Source organism: Nitrosomonas oligotropha, assembly GCF_009833085.1.
Taxonomy (GTDB): domain Bacteria; phylum Pseudomonadota; class Gammaproteobacteria; order Burkholderiales; family Nitrosomonadaceae; genus Nitrosomonas; species Nitrosomonas oligotropha.
Map to the genome: position 1 here is coordinate 12840 of NZ_QRBZ01000024.1, position 18058 is coordinate 30897.

Sequence of the window (18058 nt, forward strand, 5' to 3'; positions counted from 1 at the left end):
AAAAATACAATGGATCGTATCAAAAAATTTTTTAGTACCTTTTTATTGTTTGAGTTATTAAAAGGTATGGCGGTTACAGGCCGGTATTTATTCAAACCAAAGATAACTGTACATTTTCCTGAGGAAAAAACACCACAATCGCCACGATTTCGTGGCCTGCATGCCCTACGCCGCTACCCAAACGGGGAAGAGCGTTGTATTGCTTGTAAATTGTGCGAGGCTGTTTGTCCAGCGATGGCAATAACCATTGATTCAGAGCAACGTGCAGACGGCACGAGACGGACTACACGTTATGACATTGATTTAAGCAAATGTATTTTTTGTGGTTTTTGTGAAGAATCTTGTCCGGTAGATTCAATTGTAGAAACACGCATATTGGAATATCACGGCGAAAAAAGAGGTGATCTGATCTATACCAAAGAAATGTTGTTAGCTATTGGAGATCGTTACGAAGAACAGATTGCCAAAGACCGAGAAGCTGATGCACGTTATCGCTGAATCTTGCTGGTAGATAAAAATGAATTTTCAAGATATTTTATTTTATATTTTTTCAGCCATTTTGGTTGCGTCAGCACTGGGTGTTATTACAGTGCGGAACCCAGTTAATTCGGCGTTATTACTGGTGCTGGCTTTTGTTACTTGCGCAGGCTTATGGTTGTTGCTGGAGGCGGAGTTTTTAGCAATTGCCTTGGTGTTGGTATATGTCGGTGCAGTCATGGTGTTGTTTTTATTCGTAGTGATGATGCTCGATATCAACCTTGACCGACTGCGGGAAGGATTCTGGAAGTGGTTTCCGTTTGGCGCGACGATTGCCTTAATAATAGTTGCGGAAATATCAATGGTGATGATGGGGAAATATTTTGGACTCGAAGAAATGCCGATTCCCAGACCGCACGACGCTGACTATAGTAACACCAGAGAACTGGGACGCTTGATTTATACGGAATATGTCTATGCTTTTGAATTAGCGGCAGTGCTGTTATTGGTTGCGATGGTTACGGCCATTGCACTGACATTGCGGCATCGCGAAGATAAAAGATCACCGAATCCATCCAAACAAGTCAAAGTCAGAAAAGAAGACCGGTTACGTATAGTGACAATGCCAGCTGAAAAAAAGGAATGACGGAATCATTCCAAAGAATTTGTGACGATTTATAAAATATAAAAAAGAGGTTGTTGGTTTGATATCGTTATCTCATTATTTAGTCCTCGGAGCAATTTTGTTTGCTATTGGCTTAGTTGGCATTTTTCTTAACAGAAAGAATGTCATTATTTTACTAATGTCGATTGAATTGATGCTATTGGCGGTCAATATGAATTTTGTTGCATTTTCGCACTACCTGCAGGATATATCGGGGCAAATCTTTGTGTTCTTCATTCTGACCGTTGCAGCAGCAGAATCAGCAATTGGATTGGCGATTCTTGTGGTGTTGTTTCGTAATATGCGGACGATTAATGTGGATGACCTGGATAAACTTAAAGGTTAACTGGCCTCACAGAACAATTGAAGTACCTATCATTAATAGAAAATAATTGATCGAGATGCAAAAACTTTACTTACTGGTGCCGCTAGCCCCGTTGATTGGTGCAATTATAGCTGGATTATTCGGGCGTTTTATAGGGCCGACATGGAGTCATCGCGCAACTATCGGATTGGTTTTTGCTTCCTTAGTCGCATCGATCATTATTTTCTTGGATGTATTGGAAGGTAACAGTTATAACGGTAGTGTCTATACTTGGTTAATTTCGGGTGAAACGCGATTTGAAGTAGGTTTTTTAATCGATCAATTAACCGCAACTATGATGGTTGTTGTCAGTTTGGTTTCTCTTATGGTGCATATTTATACCATTGGTTATATGCATGACGATCCAGGTTATCAACGTTTCTTCAGTTATATCTCATTGTTTACCTTTTCAATGATGATGCTGGTGATGTCGAATAATTTCTTACAGTTGTTCTTCGGCTGGGAAGCGGTTGGCTTGGTTTCTTATTTATTAATTGGCTTTTGGTATACTCGCCCCACTGCAATTTATGCCAATTTAAAGGCTTTTTTAGTTAACCGGGTTGGTGACTTTGGTTTTCTTCTGGGAATTGCGTTGGTGTTAATGCATTTTGGCACTTTGGATTATGCATCGGTTTTTGCACAAGCGCCGGGAATAGTGGACGAGAAGGTTGAATTAATTCCTGGCATGCCATGGCTGGTGATAACGCTAATCTGTATCCTGCTGTTTGTTGGTGCAATGGGTAAATCTGCACAATTTCCATTGCATGTGTGGTTACCTGATTCCATGGAAGGCCCCACTCCGATTTCAGCACTGATCCATGCGGCGACCATGGTGACGGCAGGCATTTTCATGGTGGCGCGCATGTCTCCTCTATTTGAATTGTCGGATACAGCATTAACAGCAATTTTGATTATTGGCGGTATTACCACCTTATTTATGGCACTGGTTGCGGTGGTTCAAAACGATATAAAACGGGTTGTCGCCTATTCCACACTATCCCAGTTAGGTTATATGACGGTTGCATTAGGCGCTTCCGCTTATTCTGCTGCAATTTTCCACTTAATGACTCATGCGTTCTTTAAAGCTGTTTTATTCCTAGGTGCTGGCTCCGTCATCATAGCCATGCATCATGAGCAAAATATGCAGAAAATGGGCGGACTCAAAAGTTATATGCCTATCACTTATTTGACAATGTTTATCGCTGCATTAGCGAGTGCCGGTGTGCCTGGTTTCTCCGGCTTCTTCTCTAAGGATGCAATCATTGAGGCTGTCCATTTTGCCAATATTCCAGGTGCCGGTTTCGCGTATTTCTGTGTATTGGCAACGGTTTTTGTCACTGCATTGTATACATTCCGTTTGATATTCATGACGTTTCATGGCAAACCTCGCATGGATAAGCATACCAAAGATCATCTGCATGAATCACCCTGGGTGGTAACTTTACCGTTGATAGTCCTTGCTGTACCGACAATTGCGGCGGGATGGTTTATCGGTCCGATGGTTTTCGGTGATTATTTTAATAATGTAATTGATGTCTTACCGCAGCACGATGCGATCGTGAAACTAGGCGCCGAATTTACCGGAATCGGTGGCATGATGATGCATGCTTTATCGACGATACCTTTCTGGTTGTCAGTTGCTGGTATATTCACCGCCTGGTTTTTATATAACGTAAGAACTGATATTCCTGCAAAAATTAAAGCCCGCTGCGGCTTCTTGTATAACTTGCTGGATCGTAAATACTACATTGACGAATTGTATTCATGGCTATTTGCTGGTGGTTCACGCGCTTTGGGTACATTTTTATGGAAGTATGGCGACATTAAAGTGATCGATGGTTTCTTTGTGAACGGCGCAGCTCGAGTAGTTGCACTGTCAGCAACTGTAGTGCGGCAGTATCAGACCGGTTATATCTATCATTATGCGTTCACTATGATTGTCGGTATATTTGTTATCTTGACGCTATGGCTTTACTAACTTTCAAGATAGTAGTGAATCCTAGATAGTAATGATTTGAATACGTAAATAAGTACTAACAAATAAAACGGAATAAGCATGTCGTTTGAATTCCCACTATTGAGCTTAATTATTTGGCTGCCTATTATTTTTGGCATTGCCGTATTTACAACTGGAAATGATAGTAATGCGCAGCTAGCACGCTGGTTAGCGCTGACGGGATCGATACTCGGTTTTCTGGTTGCAATCCCGCTGTACATCAATTTTGATGTCGCCACGGGTGCAATGCAGTTTGTGGAAAATCATGTTTGGTTTGAACGCTTCAATGTGAATTATCACCTGGGCGTGGATGGCATATCAATGCCACTCATTTTGTTGAACTGTTTCATCACGCCACTGGTTGTTGTGGCCGGCTGGGAAGTCATTAAAGAACGTGTATCTCAATATATGGGTGCGTTTCTCATCATGTCCGGTATTGTGAATGGTGTTTTTGCTTCGCTGGATGCCATTCTGTTTTATGTATTTTGGGAAGCTTCCTTGATTCCTATGTTTTTGATCATTGGTATCTGGGGTGGCCCTAACCGGGTTTATGCCGCGATCAAGTTTTTTCTGTATACATTGCTTGGTTCGCTGCTCATGCTGATCGCGCTTATTTATTTGTATCAAGCATCGGAAGGCAGCTTCTCGATTGAGGATTATCACAAACTGGCTATTCCGCTGACACCGCAAATTTTTATATTTATTGCATTCTTGTTGGCCTTTGCAGTAAAGGTACCGATGTGGCCGGTGCATACTTGGTTGCCGGATGCGCACGTGGAAGCGCCAACTGGAGGATCCGTAGTTTTGGCGGCAATTCTGTTGAAGCTGGGTGGATATGGGTTTCTACGTTTCTCGTTACCGATTGCGCCCGATGCCAGTCTTTATCTGGCCGATATGATGATAGCGCTATCTTTAATAGCCGTTGTGTATATCGGTTTGATCGCATTGGTGCAAGCCGATATGAAAAAGCTGATTGCTTATTCATCAGTGGCGCATATGGGATTTGTGACCTTGGGCTTCTTTCTATTGAATACCTATGGAATAGAAGGCGCCATGGTGCAAATGATTTCTCATGGTTTTATTTCCGGTGCCATGTTCCTTTGTGTCGGTGTGTTGTATGACCGGTTGCATTCTCGGCAAATTGCAGATTATGGTGGGGTAGTGAATAAAATGCCTGCATTTGCAGCATTTTTTATGTTGTTTGCAATGGCGAATGCCGGATTGCCTGGAACAAGTGGTTTTGTGGGGGAATTCATGGTCATTATGAGTGCCGTCAAAGTTAATTTTTGGTATGCATTCCTGGCTGCAACAACGCTGATATTTGGCGCTGCTTATACATTGTGGATGTATAAACGGGTGATATTCGGCGCCGTTGCAAGCCCTGCAATCGAAAGCTTGCAGGATATCTCCAAACGTGAATTTACATTATTAGCTATTTTAGCTATCACCGTGTTGTGGTTTGGTGTGTATCCTTACCCGTTAACTGAAATCATGCATACAACAGTTGATCAATTGTTAGCACATGTTAACAACAGCAAACTGTAAATTAAACAATCCGAGACAATAATAATTCCTGATATAAGCATTTCCTCGTATAAGGATTAAGAATTAATGAATTTTATACCGCCTGATTTTGCACCAGCTTCTTCTGAGATATTTATGCTCATCATGGTGTGTGTCGTTATGCTGGCTGATCTTACCGCAGGCGATAATAGACGCTATGTCGCTTATCTGTTGACACAGATAACGCTATTAGGTTGTGCAATATTGACCTTTGTATCATTTTCGACAGAAATTAAACACACTTTCTACGGAATGTATGTTGACGATACGATGGCCGATATCTTGAAACTGATGGTGTACGGCACTGTGTCGGCGGTACTCGTGTATTCCCATGCGTATATTAGTGATCGCGGTATGCTGCGGGGTGAATTTTTTAGTTTGATCCTGTTTGCAACCTTAGGAATGATGGTGATGATTTCCGCCAGTCATTTTCTAACGTTATATATAGGCTTGGAATTGCTGTCGTTATCGCTTTACGCATTGGTGGCATTAAGACGTGATTCTATCGTAGCTACAGAAGCTGCCATGAAGTTCTTTGTGCTGGGCGCTTTAGCATCCGGGTTTTTGCTGTACGGCATGTCAATGGTTTACGGAGCGACCGGAACCTTGCATGTTTCTCAACTTACCCAAATTATTCAAAGTGAAGCAAGCAGCAAGGAAGTGCTGGTTGTTGGCTTGGTATTCATTGTAGCTGGAATCAGTTTCAAACTTAGCGCCGCACCTTTTCACATGTGGGCTCCCGATGTCTACCAAGGTTCTCCTACGGCGGTGACGTTATTTATAGGTTCCGCACCTAAGTTGGCGGCGTTTGGTTTTGTAATGCGTCTGCTGGTTGAAGGCATGGGCGAAATGGTCTCAGATTGGCAAGGTATGCTGGTGATTCTGGCTGTTCTGTCGATGGCTGTGGGTAATATTGCGGCAATCGCGCAAACTAACATCAAACGTATGCTTGCGTATTCAACCATTTCTCATATGGGTTTCTTGTTACTTGGATTTATCAGTGCAGATTCAAACGGGTATAGCTCAGCATTATTCTATGTCATTGCCTATGTGCTGATGACATTAGGCACTTTCGCTATGATTATGCTGTTGTGCCGGAGCGGATTTGAAGCTGAAAATATTGATGATTTTAAAGGACTCAGTAGAAGAAGCCCTTGGTATGCTTTCATTTCGTTACTACTGATGCTTTCGCTGGCAGGCATACCGCCAATGATCGGGTTTTATGCGAAATTTGCTGTGTTGCAAGCGGTTGTCAATGCAGGATATATTTGGTTAGCAGTTGCAGCGGTATTGTTCTCACTGATTGGTGCATTTTATTATCTGCGCATAATCAAGCTGATGTACTTTGATGAGCCGGAAACAACAGAGCCGCTTGTATCTAATAGTGATGTGAAGATTCTGCTGAGCGCCAATGGTTTTGCTGTGTTAGCACTGGGTATATTTCCTCAATCCTTAATGGGACTGAGTCTTTACGCAATTCAGAACTCCATGTAGCAATCGAATCGATAAAGGGTGTAGCAGGTGTGTAGATGCCCTTGTGATGATTGCGCGCAGTGACTACTCGAAGTAACGATCATGGTTAATTGAGTAGTCATTTCTCTCTAATATTCCATTCCAGCTTTTCTCAGCATTTACTGTTTTCCAAAAAATAATTTTTGGAAAACTCGCCAGATTAAATAAAAACATTAATTTGTTATCAAGTCATCTTGAATTTCTCGATGTAATCCCCATAACTACGCAAAATATTTGAGGAGACAAACGTGCAAGCTGAAACAACCAAAGAACAATTAAGCTTCCAAACGGAAGCGAAGCAATTGCTGAAACTGATGATTCATTCCTTATACAGCAATAAGGAAATTTTCTTGCGTGAATTGATTTCAAACGCTTCCGATGCGGCTGATAAATTGCGTTTCGAGGGACTCACGGATGCGGCGCTGTATGAAACAGATTCCGATCTTAAAATCCGTGTGAGTTATGATGCCGGCGAGCGAACAATCACCATTTCCGATAACGGGATTGGCATGTCACGGCAAGAAGTGATTGATCATATTGGAACCATCGCGAAGTCGGGTACTCGCGAATTTTTTAATTCTTTAACCGGTGATCAAGCCAAAGACGCGCATTTAATCGGTCAATTCGGTGTCGGCTTTTATTCCGCATTTATCATTGCCGATAAAGTAACTCTAGTCACCCGGCGTGCAGGATTGACTGCGGAACACGGTGTGCGCTGGGAATCCAGCGGTGAGGGTGATTACACACTGGAGACTATCGAGAAGTCTACACGAGGTACGGACGTCATCTTGCATTTACGCAAGGACGAAGATGAATTTCTCAATGGCATGCGCATTCGCAACATCATTCGCAAATATTCCGATCACATTACACTGCCGATCGTGATGAAAAAGGAAGAATGGTCGCAAGATGAGAAGAAAAATATAATTACCGATGAAGACGAAACGATTAACCAGGCCAATGCGCTGTGGGCGCGCTCCAAGAATGATATTACCGTTGAGCAGTACAATGAATTTTATAAACACGTGGCGCATGATTTTGAGCCGCCGCTTGCGTATCTGCATGTGCGTGTAGAGGGTAAACAAGAGTACACACAGCTTCTGTATATTCCTGCGCGTGCGCCATTCGACTTATTCGACCGCGAACGCCGGCACGGCATCAAATTGTACGTGCAACGGGTATTTATTATGGATGATGTAGAAAAACTGCTGCCGAATTACCTGCGTTTTGTTCGTGGTGTGATCGATTCTAATAATTTACCACTGAATGTGTCTCGTGAGATCTTGCAGGAATCCAAAGATATCGACTCAATCCGGGCTGGCGTGGTTAAAAAAGTATTGGGTTTGATTGAGGATTTATCCAAGAGCGAGGATGAAGAAGGAAAAGAAAAATACAAAACATTCTACCGGGAATTTGGCCAAGTTCTAAAAGAAGGTGTCGGCGAAGACTTTACTAACCGTGAACGCATCGCGAAATTGTTGCGTTTTATCACTACGCAAAGCGATGCTGATGAACCAACGGTTTCGCTGGATGTTTATGTGCAGCGCATGAAAGAAGGCCAGGAAAAGATTTATTACGTAACGGCAGATAGCCTGAAGGCTGCCAAAAACAGCCCTCACTTGGAAGTGTTCCGTAAGAAAGGCATTGAAGTTTTACTACTATCGGATCGGGTGGATGAGTGGCTGGTCAGCAATTTAACCGAATTTGAAGGTAAACCTTTGCAGTCAGTCGCCAAAGGTGGTTTGGATCTGGGAAATCTGGAAGACGAAGCCGAAAAAGAAGAGCGTGAGAAAGAAACCAGTGCTTTCCAGGAATTAACAGAAAAAATGAAACAAACACTCAGCGAACAAGTAAAAGATGTGCGCGTTACTTTCCGCTTGACTGAATCACCCGCCTGTCTCGTTGCGGATACCTATGATATGAGCGGTAATTTGGAAAGATTGCTGAAATCGGCAGGGCAAAATGTGCCCCATGCCAAACCGATCCTGGAAATCAATCCGCATCACCCGATGGTGCAACGATTGAAAAACGAGGTAGAAAACTTCGAGGATTGGAGTCATTTATTGTTTGATCAGGCTTTGCTGGCGGAAGGCGGTCAGCTTGAAGATCCAGCCGCTTTTGTGAAAAGGCTTAACGAATTGTTGCTGCTGAAATCCTAAGTTTAATTCTGCTTCTCTACTCTTGAGAATCTTCCGGCATCATCGAGTTGATGACGGAAGATTCAAATTTCTTCTGAAACTTCTATGCATTCCAACTGTCCATTCTTCAAACAAGATAAATAGTATTCAACAATTTTTCAGTTAATAGCCGAACACACAGTGGGTAGATCAACAAGAAATCAGGTCGTTGACGATTCGATCAAATCATATCAGGCTAAACTACTCGCGCCATTTGCTGTTCTCGGTATCCGAACAGAAGAAGACTGGCTCACGGCCATCGATTATTTACCCGTTGATACGCCACTATTAGCACCACAGACTTTGTTAGCAAAAGAAGTATACCGGCAACTACAAGCTTATCTCAACGAACCGGATTTTATCTTTGATTTAAGTTTGCATATCAGCGGTACAACCCATCAGCAGCGTGTCTGGCAGGCGATTCAGGCAATTCCGAGTGGAGCAACCAGCAGTTATGCGGAAATTGCAACGCAACTCCATTCCGCACCCAGAGCAGTAGGCCGGGCATGCGGTGCTAACCGGATTCCGATTGTAATACCCTGTCATCGGGTTATTGCCAAAAATGGCGGATTAGGAGGCTTTATGAATGCGAGCGAAGGCAATCCTTTAGAAATCAAGCGTTGGTTGTTGCGCCATGAGAGCACCTGAACTGAACGCCGGTTTGCTTGACGAGTTTTCCGATGCCTTATGGCTGGAAGATGGTTTGTCGCGTAACACACTGGACAGCTATCGCAATGATTTACAATTGTTTGGTGAGTGGCTCAGAAAACGCAATCAAGATAACAGTGTGCTAACCGACGCGACGCACTCCGATTTGCTTGATTTTTTGGCATCCAGAGTGTCCGCCAAAATCAAGGCGAGCACAACCAGCCGTGAATTATCCAGTCTGAAGCGCTTCTATCGTTTTTTATTGCGCCAGGGAAAAATTACTACGGATCCCAGTCTCAATATTGAAACACCTAAATTGCAGCGCAGCTTGCCGGAAAGTCTGACAGAAAAAGAAGTCGATCTGCTATTGAGCGCTCCCGACTTGCAGCACCCGCTCGGCTTGCGTGATCGTGCCATGCTGGAAGTGTTATATGCCAGTGGATTGCGCGTATCTGAGCTGATCAATTTAAGGTACTCGCAAGTGAGCATGGATATGGGGGTTCTGCGGGTCATGGGCAAGGGCAGAAAAGAGCGTCTTGCACCGCTGGGTGAAGAGTCCCTCGAATGGTTAAGCCGCTATACCAAAGAAGCCAGACCTGCGCTATTAAATGGCATTGTTACAGATACCATATTTGTCACAGCGCGGGGTGCAGCCATGACGCGCCAAGCATTCTGGTACCTCATCAAACGCTATGCGCTGATTATCGGGATTGATAAACAGTTATCTCCGCATACTTTGCGTCACGCTTTTGCCACACATCTGTTGAATCATGGCGCCGATCTGCGTGTTGTGCAGCTTTTGTTGGGTCATGCCGATATTTCCACGACGCAAATTTACACGCATATTGCACGTGAGCGCCTGAAGCAGTTGCATGCCAAGCACCACCCACGGGGATAGTTTCCGGTTGTAAAACGCAGTTATTTCTTGGCCAATAATGCATAAAGCGCCAGAGTTGCAAGTCCCGCAAAAGCAACTAACGACCAATCCGGAATTGTCAGCGTTAAAAATTTCCAATCGATATTGGCGCAATCGCCATTGGCCTCAAACATTCCCGGCCACCAAGCGGCAATCGGTAAGGAATTTAGAAAAGCCTCTTCCGGACTGATGCCGCACTCAAATGCCTCCGGAAATCGTATTAACCACGCATGCCGTGCGGCAATGACTGCACCCGTTAGCGCGAATGCACTCAACAAAAAGCCATAAATACGCCGTCCGATCACTCCCGGCTTATGCAGAAACGCCATTAGCGCAGTCAATCCTAACATCCAGTAAGCAACGCGTTGTGCCACACATAATGGACAAGGCAGTAATCCTTCCACATGTTGCAAGTATTGCGCGTAGCCTACAACCCCGGTACAGCAAAGCAGAACAAATAAGAATAGTGGTCTCATTTTTTTCTTCCCTCAAACGAATGGGTTGCTCAGTTTGTCCACAAAGTATTTGTGGATTTCCGATAGTTTGCTATGATGAACATATTAAGTTTATCGAATATTTAAAGTAGCACTGGAATTTACTTTTCATTTATTTAAACGAGGAAATTTGCCATGCGAACAAAGATATTGATCATCACGTTGATTGCCTCTTCTGTATTTTTCTCCAATATATCGATTGCAGAATTAGGAAAAATGGATAAAGCTGAAGCCCAAGCTAGGACTAAATTCGATCATATCGGATTAGCTGAGATGTATGAAAAAGAAGCTAGCGAAATGACTGCAAAAGCAAAGGCACAAAAAGAATTACTGGAAGAATATCAGCGTCATAGCGAATATTATGGCCGGGACGGTCAAGATTTCCAGTCGCACCATGAAGCTTTATTGCGGGAATATACAAAAGCAGCGGAGCGTAATACGGAAATGGCAGCTTCACACCGGAAAATGGCCAAGTAAACAGAAATATGCGCAGACGGTCACTTCATTTTTCTTTCCAGATCGCATAAGCCAGCAATATCCAGGCGGTGAGGAATGAAACACCGCCGAACGGTGTAATCATGCCAAGTGCTCTTGTTCCGGTTACGCTTAGCGCGTACAGGCTGAAACTGAACAGCACAATGCCGATCATCATCAACCAGCCTGACACCGGCATTAACCGCGATTTCGGGAAATGCAGCAGGAGCAGACCGATGACAATAATGCCGAAGGCGTGATAAAAATGGTACTGCACGCCGGTATGATAAACCGACAGCATATCGGCGGGTAAAATCTGCTTTAAGCCATGTGCGCCGAAAGCGCCTAATGCGATGCATAAAACCGTATTCAGTGTGCCCAGGATCAGAAAAGTTTTTGGCATCGATTGTTTTGTCCTTGTTGTTCTTGTTAAGTAAGAGAAGTGAGAGTTAAACACGTGCGTTATGTCAGGAATCACCGGTTTTTGTGATATCCGCCTCGCACGTTCCGTGCGCAAATTTTACCTGAATTCGATCGCCGTAATGAACTTGTTTGCTGTCACGAACGATGCTGCTGTTGGCGGTATACGTGATGCTGTACCCACGTTCCAAAACCGATTGCGGATTCAAATGACATAATTGCGCGTGCATATGATGCAGCTTGATCGCCAAGGTTTGAAAATAGCGCGTATAGGCAGTACGAAAACGTGCAATCAATTCTTTTTGCCGCTTTTCCATGTCAGTAATATCAGGGCTTGCTGCCAGCAAGCGCTGATTGAATTCGAATAACTTCCATTGCTTCTTTTCCACTTGATGCGCCCAAGTCGTGCCGAAGCGGTCTTGCAGATGCTGCAAATGAATCGATTGCTGTTTGATACGATCGCCCGGATGAATTAAGCGATGCGCCAGCATATCGGCGCGCTGCATCGCATTTTCTATGCGGTGCAGCGTCATGCGGTACATGCGCTGGTGCAATGCATTCAGGCGCTGGCTTAATTCCTTATGATCCCGGCTGGCCAGTTCAGCAGCTGCCGTTGGCGTCGGTGCGCGAATGTCGGCAACAAAATCCGCGATGGTAAAATCAGTTTCATGACCAATGCCGCTGATAACCGGAATGTTACTGGCGGCAATGGCGAGCGCAACGGTTTCTTCGTTGAATGCCCACAAATCCTCAATACTGCCGCCGCCACGGCACAGTATCAGCACATCACATTCGGCGCGCCGGTTTGCAATTGCGATAGCGTTTGCGATGGTGTTGGCGGCAGTTTTACCTTGTACCAGCACCGGGTAGATAATCACCGGTAAGAATGGCATGCGGCGACGCAATGTTGTTAGCACGTCGCGCAGTGCAGCCGTATCCGGGGAGGTGACGATACCGATTTGCTTTGGGAATGCGGGTAACGGTTTTTTCTTGACCGGATCGAACAACCCGGCTTTCTCCAGCTTCGCTTTTAGCTGCTCGAATGCCTCAAATAATTCTCCCAGTCCGGCGCGCCGCATGGTTTCAACGTTAAGCTGAAAATCGCCGCGTGGTTCATAGAGAGTGACAAGAGCAAGCACTTCAACTTGCATGCCGTCTTTCGGTTGCCAATCGATGTATTGATTTCTGTGACTGAACAGCACACAACGGATTTGCGCGCTGCTGTCCTTGAGGGAAAAATACCAGTGGCCGGACTGATAGCACTTCAGATTCGAGATTTCACCCCTGATCCACAGCAGCGGAATATTCTGCTCCAGAAATAGCTTGGTGCTGCTGTTCAGCTCGCTGACGGTCAGCACTTTATGCGTAAGATTGGATATTGGAAATAGATTTATCATGGAGATAGGCAATCTTCACCTGCTGATCGAAACCGGGTCAGTGTAGCGTTTAAGTCCTGGAGAATGTTATAATTTTAAAGTAAATTATTGTTTATTAATCAGTATCATTTGAGATTAAAAAATAATCAAACTAGAAAAAATGTTTGAATTGGGCAACTTAATTCTCGTATTGGTTACATACTCACAAACTTATCCACAGAAATTGTGGATAGAAAATCGGTATTTTTTTGCAGCAAAGCGGCGATCACGATACATTGCATGCCGAATCGAGCATCGTTATAAAATCAATTAATCGGGTAATATAGTAAGCCACAGAATAATACCCGGATCTATATAGAGAGTGAGGAGATTATCACGTGTTATCGTTAATTCAAGCGGCCGGATGGCCGATCTGGCCGATCATCATTGCTTCTGTCGTGGCTTTGGCCATCATCGGGGAACGCATGTGGACATTGCGGTTACGTATTGTTTCACCGAAAGAATTGCTGCCCAGGGTGTTGAACGAATATAAACGCAATGGCGTGAATGCAGAGATGCTGGCGCGCTTACAGCAGCACTCGCCGCTGGGGCAAATTCTTGCCGCCGGGCTTAAAAATGTTAAAAGCACCCGTGAGGTGATGAAAGAATCCATTGAAGAATCGGGCCGGGTGATCGCGCACGATCTGAATCGCTATTTGACGACTTTGGGAACGATTGCCGCATTGAGTCCTTTGATGGGTTTGTTTGGGACGTTAGTGGGCATGATCGAGATTTTCGGCTCGAATTCTCCAACGGGCAGCAACCCGGCGCAACTCGCGTACGGAATTTCAGTCGCTTTGTATAATGCGGCTTTCGGGATACTGGTGGCGATTCCCAGCATGATTTTCTATCGTCATTTTCGTGCCAAAGTCGACGACATTGTCATAGAAATGGAGTTGCAGGCCTTGAAGCTGGTTGAAATGGTTCACGGGGAACGGGAAAACTGAGTAGTTTGCTCCCATGAACGTAAGCGCGCATCTTCTAGCAAGATTAATCCGCGGTTATACAACGATTATCCGGTTATAAACCGGAATGGCTGGGGTAGCAAAACATGTTGGCAAAGTAGTAGTGTATACTTCGGCTGGATTAATTTTTGACTGGAAAAATGACATCGGAACAGGCGGGTAGCGATAGTAATGGGAATCCGCCGTTATCAGTTGATTCAGAAGCCAGAAGTGCATTTGCTCAAACTACCCGCAGGGCTGATCAATAGTTTTCTGATATGAAATGCATGATTGTTTTACACGCAAATGAATGAGAAAATTCGCATCTTGAGAAATACAAATTCGATAATTAATCATAGCTGTCTGATGGTTATCTTGTTGTTTATCGCTATTTTTGTGTTGCAAGGTTGTGCATCGGCTCCAAAGAATAGCAATCAGGACTTGGATCCGGCCGATCCGCACGAAAAAATTAATCGCGCTTCGTATGATATTACCGACAAAGTGGACCGGACGGTGTTTGTGCCGATTGTGAATGCCTACATTGACTATGTTCCCAATGCTGCGCAGCGGTCGATCGGAAATTTCTACGATAATTTGTCTTATCCTAACGTTGCGCTGAATTCTTTTTTGCAAGGAAAAGTGACACAAGGCGCCTCGGATACCTTACGTTTTTTTGTGAATTCAACGGTCGGTATGTTCGGGCTTTTTGATATGGCGACGCATATGGGGCTCCAAAAGCATGATGAGGATTTCGGTCAAACGCTGGGTGTCTGGGGAGTAAATACGGGATCTTATCTGTTCATTCCGCTCCTGGGGCCCAGCAGTGAGCGTGATGTTACGAATATTCCCGTCGGTATTTTCACCAATGTGCTGTTTTATGCCGGTCTTGTGGTGGGCTCCTACTTCGCGGCTCCTTTGACCATTCTGGGTGCGATCGATAAGCGCGCGCGTTTGATCGGTCCTATGCGGATTCGCGATGAGGCTGCAATCGACCCCTATTTGTTTGTGCGGGAAGCCTCGTTGCAGCAACGCGAATTTCTCGTGCATGATGGCAAACTGCCATTAGATCTTTATGACTACGAGCATTTTCAGGATAATCCTTTTGAGAAAGACGGAAAGAAACAAAAGTAATGAGCCGGTATCATCATCGTTGCATGGCTTTTGCAGCGAGGCGCCGGCAGGAAGCCGCTCTTCTATCATGTAGCAATAAAATCAGTTTGGATCGCAGCAAGTGTTTTATCCATTGGGGAATTTGTAACGTACAGTGCTAGGAATATATGGACGGATTTCAAAGAGTAGCGAATTTATCGCAGCAACAAAGTGATTTTACGGTTAACGGTGAAACTCCCGAGCCGGACACGGCGGCAATGCTGAATCAGGATGGCATCAACACCGCCGAGCTGGAAACGAAATTTAACCAGGCTCGCACAGCCATGCTGGCGTTACAGAATCCGGACGGACACTGGTGTTTTCCGCTGGAAGCGGACTGCACGATTCCGGCCGAGTATATTTTGATGATGCACTTCATGGATGAGATCGACGTGATTTTGGAAAACAAGATCGCCCGGTTTATCCGTGACAAGCAGGACATGACGCACGGCGGCTGGCCGCTTTATTATGGCGGCGCGTTTGATATCAGCTGCACGATCAAGTCGTATTATGCGTTGAAGCTGGTGGGAGATTCGACCGATGCACCGCACATGGTGCGTGCACGGGAAGCTATTTTAGAACGCGGCGGGGCAGCCAAAGCCAATGTGTTTACGCGCTTGCTGCTGGCCATGTACGATCAGATCCCTTGGCATGGCGTACCGGTGGTGCCCTCGGAATTGGTACTGCTGCCCAGCTGGTTTCCTTTTCATATCAGCAAAGTTTCGTACTGGTCACGCACCGTGATGATACCGCTGTCCATTCTGTGCACCATGAAGGCGCGTGCGATCAATCCGCGTAAAGTGAATATTCGCGAATTGTTTATCGTGCCGCCGGAAGAGGAAAAAAATTATTTTCCCAGAGCGGATACCGTGCTGAAGCGCGCGTTTATGCTGGTTGAACGTATTCTGTCGCGGGTGGAGCCCAGCCTGCCGCAATCGATCCGGCAATATTCGATCCGTAAAGCGGAACGCTGGACGCTCGAGCGTCTGAATGGCGAATGCGGTATCGGCGCGATTTTCCCGGCCATGGTCAATGCGCATGAAGCATTGACGCTGTTGGGCTATGCCTATGACCACCCCAATCGGGTGCAATGCCGTAACGCGCTGCGCGGGTTGCTGGTCGACGAAGGTGAGCGCATTTGGTGCCAACCCTGTACATCGCCGGTCTGGGATACGGTATTGACCAGCTTGGCATTGCAGGAAGATCCAACCACCGGTCAGGAGCCGGTATTGAAAGCATTGGATTGGCTGGTTGAGCAGCAAGTTTTGGACGAGCCGGGCGATTGGCGCGACAAGCGCCCCGATTTATTGGGCGGCGGCTGGGCTTTTCAGTACGCCAATCCGCATTATCCGGATCTGGACGATACCGCCGCAGTGGCGTGGGCGTTGGATCAAGGTGGCGCGGAGCGGCATCATAAATCGCTGGAGCGCGCGGCCAATTGGCTGGCGGGTATGCAATCGCGCAACGGCGGCTTTGCCGCTTTCGATATCGATAACACCCACCATTATTTGAACGAAATTCCTTTTGCTGATCATGGCGCTCTGATCGATCCGCCAACCAGCGACGTGACGGCGCGTTGCGTCGGTTTGCTGGGAAAATACGGCAGACACCAGCTCGAAGTGTGGCGCGGCATTAGCTTTTTATTGCGCGAACAGGAGAAGGACGGTTCCTGGTTTGGGCGCTGGGGTACTAATTATGTTTATGGCACATGGTCAGTGCTGGAAGCTTTCCAACTGGCCAAGTTCGATATGCAGCACCATTCGGTGCGCCGCGCCGTGAAGTGGCTGGAATCGGTGCAAAGAGCCGATGGCGGCTGGGGCGAAACCAACGATTCTTATCTGGATACAAAGCTGGCGGGCCGGTTTCCCGAAACCAGCACGGCATTTCAAACCGCCTGGGCCGTATTGGGGCTGATGGCGGCAGGTGAAGTCAATAGCGAATCGGTACGCAGAGGGATCAATTATCTGTTGCAAAATCAATCCAGCGATCACTTGTGGGAAGAACCCTGGTTCACCGCGCCGGGTTTCCCGCGCGTGTTCTATTTGCGCTATCACGGTTATTCAAAATTCTTCCCGATATGGGCGCTGGCGCGTTACCGTGCGTTGACCAGAACAGTCGCCGCGTGCGTGTAACCGGATTGGTGACGGCCTTACGGGCTGAAGCCGGTTGCATAGTACCGGCGCGGATTCCATTCAATCAAATGGTGCAGCTGGATGACCATGCGCGCTTGTGGTTAAGCGGCATGGGCGCGCAGGCTGCGGGTGCGGCAGCCGAGGGACTGCATCAGCAAGGTGCGACGGCGCTGGTGAGTTTTGGTGTTGCCGGTGCGCTGGATTCCACGCTGAAACCGGGCGATCTGGTTTTGCCGGATGTCATACATGCAGGTGCGCCGTTGCCGGTTGATCTGGCATGGCGTGACCGGTTGCAAAGTCTACTGCCTATGGATATTACCGTCGTCAACGGCGGCTTGGCGGACAGCGTCGTGCCGCTGACGGACGAAAAAGCCAAGCGCAATCTGGCGCAAGCCACCGGCGCCTGTGCGGTGGATATGGAAAGCGCTGCCGTGGCGCAAGTAGCGGCAGCGGCAGGCATTCCGTTCATCGCCGTGCGCGCTATCATCGATCCGCTTCATTTCTCGCCACCGGAAGCATTACTCAGCGCCGTGTATCCCGATGGCGGCGTGAATCCGCTACGCCTTACGGTATTGCTACTGAAACGTGCGGTACGCATCGGCACGTTGCTGCAAATGGGCGCCGGTATGCGTGCGGCGCGCAAAACCTTATCGAAGGTTATTCAATCCGCCGGGACAGGGTTGGCCTGAATCTAAGCCGATGCAACTGGCCTG

General features: G+C 46.3%; 17 protein-coding genes. 14 read left to right on the top strand and 3 right to left on the bottom strand.

The features are described from left to right. Positions 1–9: 9 nt before the first annotated feature. The 9 genes from nuoI to xerD all read left to right on the top strand — a co-directional run bounded on the left by nuoI (position 10) and on the right by xerD (position 10299). Entirely contained in the window at positions 10–498 is a 489-nt protein-coding gene (nuoI, locus tag ABD07_RS07705) for an NADH-quinone oxidoreductase subunit NuoI (protein WP_132429016.1), read from the top strand. Positions 499–517: 19 nt separating this feature from the next. Then, on the top strand, positions 518–1123 hold the full coding sequence (locus tag ABD07_RS07710) for an NADH-quinone oxidoreductase subunit J (RefSeq protein WP_160817820.1): 606 nt from the start codon (positions 518–520) through the stop codon (positions 1121–1123). Between the two features lie 58 nt (positions 1124–1181). Next, positions 1182–1487, top strand: coding sequence for an NADH-quinone oxidoreductase subunit NuoK (nuoK, locus tag ABD07_RS07715; protein WP_108698548.1), 306 nt, complete (start codon positions 1182–1184; stop codon positions 1485–1487). 55 nt (positions 1488–1542) lie between these two features. After that, the gene (gene nuoL, locus ABD07_RS07720) at positions 1543–3483 is read left to right on the top strand and encodes an NADH-quinone oxidoreductase subunit L (RefSeq protein WP_160817871.1); all 1941 of its coding nucleotides are present in this window, start codon (positions 1543–1545) and stop codon (positions 3481–3483) included. Positions 3484–3561: 78 nt separating this feature from the next. Then, the gene (locus ABD07_RS07725; protein WP_160817821.1) at positions 3562–5046 is read left to right on the top strand and encodes an NADH-quinone oxidoreductase subunit M; all 1485 of its coding nucleotides are present in this window, start codon (positions 3562–3564) and stop codon (positions 5044–5046) included. Between the two features lie 66 nt (positions 5047–5112). Beyond that, positions 5113–6558 carry an NADH-quinone oxidoreductase subunit NuoN gene (gene nuoN, locus ABD07_RS07730; protein WP_160817822.1) on the top strand — a complete coding sequence of 482 codons (1446 nt, stop codon included), beginning with the start codon at positions 5113–5115 and terminating at the stop codon, positions 6556–6558. A gap of 266 nt (positions 6559–6824) precedes the next feature. After that, positions 6825–8735, top strand: a complete 1911-nt coding sequence (gene htpG / locus ABD07_RS07735; protein WP_160817823.1) for a molecular chaperone HtpG — start codon at positions 6825–6827, stop codon at positions 8733–8735. Positions 8736–8894: 159 nt separating this feature from the next. Continuing rightward, positions 8895–9401: a methylated-DNA--[protein]-cysteine S-methyltransferase gene (locus ABD07_RS07740; RefSeq protein WP_160817824.1), complete on the top strand. Its 507-nt coding sequence runs from the start codon at positions 8895–8897 to the stop codon at positions 9399–9401. After that, on the top strand, positions 9388–10299 hold the full coding sequence (gene xerD / locus ABD07_RS07745; RefSeq protein ID WP_160817825.1) for a site-specific tyrosine recombinase XerD: 912 nt from the start codon (positions 9388–9390) through the stop codon (positions 10297–10299). The genes ABD07_RS07740 and xerD overlap by 14 nt, the downstream gene beginning before the upstream one ends. Before the next feature lie 20 nt (positions 10300–10319). Here the strand turns inward: xerD and ABD07_RS07750 are convergent, their stop codons facing one another. Continuing rightward, a complete protein-coding gene (locus ABD07_RS07750) occupies positions 10320–10793 on the bottom strand; it encodes a disulfide bond formation protein B (RefSeq protein WP_160817826.1) in 474 nt (157 codons plus the stop codon). A 153-nt stretch (positions 10794–10946) separates the two neighbouring features. Here ABD07_RS07750 and ABD07_RS07755 point away from each other — a divergent pair, with 153 nt between their 5' ends. Next, the gene (locus tag ABD07_RS07755; RefSeq protein ID WP_160817827.1) at positions 10947–11288 is read left to right on the top strand and encodes a hypothetical protein; all 342 of its coding nucleotides are present in this window, start codon (positions 10947–10949) and stop codon (positions 11286–11288) included. A gap of 25 nt (positions 11289–11313) precedes the next feature. On the opposite strand, the gene ABD07_RS07760 is transcribed toward ABD07_RS07755, so the two are convergent. Next, a complete protein-coding gene (locus ABD07_RS07760; protein WP_108698539.1) occupies positions 11314–11688 on the bottom strand; it encodes a DUF423 domain-containing protein in 375 nt (124 codons plus the stop codon). A 64-nt stretch (positions 11689–11752) separates the two neighbouring features. After that, positions 11753–13099, bottom strand: coding sequence for an exodeoxyribonuclease VII large subunit (xseA, locus tag ABD07_RS07765; RefSeq protein ID WP_108698564.1), 1347 nt, complete (start codon positions 13097–13099; stop codon positions 11753–11755). 359 nt (positions 13100–13458) lie between these two features. Here xseA and ABD07_RS07770 point away from each other — a divergent pair, with 359 nt between their 5' ends. From ABD07_RS07770 to ABD07_RS07785, 4 genes are all read left to right on the top strand, one after another. Beyond that, positions 13459–14067 carry a MotA/TolQ/ExbB proton channel family protein gene (locus ABD07_RS07770; protein WP_160817828.1) on the top strand — a complete coding sequence of 203 codons (609 nt, stop codon included), beginning with the start codon at positions 13459–13461 and terminating at the stop codon, positions 14065–14067. 363 nt (positions 14068–14430) lie between these two features. Continuing rightward, positions 14431–15195: an MlaA family lipoprotein gene (locus ABD07_RS07775; protein ID WP_240142475.1), complete on the top strand. Its 765-nt coding sequence runs from the start codon at positions 14431–14433 to the stop codon at positions 15193–15195. A gap of 146 nt (positions 15196–15341) precedes the next feature. Further along, positions 15342–17345, top strand: coding sequence for a squalene--hopene cyclase (gene shc / locus ABD07_RS07780; RefSeq protein WP_160817829.1), 2004 nt, complete (start codon positions 15342–15344; stop codon positions 17343–17345). Continuing rightward, the gene (locus ABD07_RS07785; protein WP_338040572.1) at positions 17336–18034 is read left to right on the top strand and encodes a phosphorylase family protein; all 699 of its coding nucleotides are present in this window, start codon (positions 17336–17338) and stop codon (positions 18032–18034) included. The genes shc and ABD07_RS07785 overlap by 10 nt, the downstream gene beginning before the upstream one ends. The last annotated feature ends 24 nt before the right edge of the window (positions 18035–18058 follow it).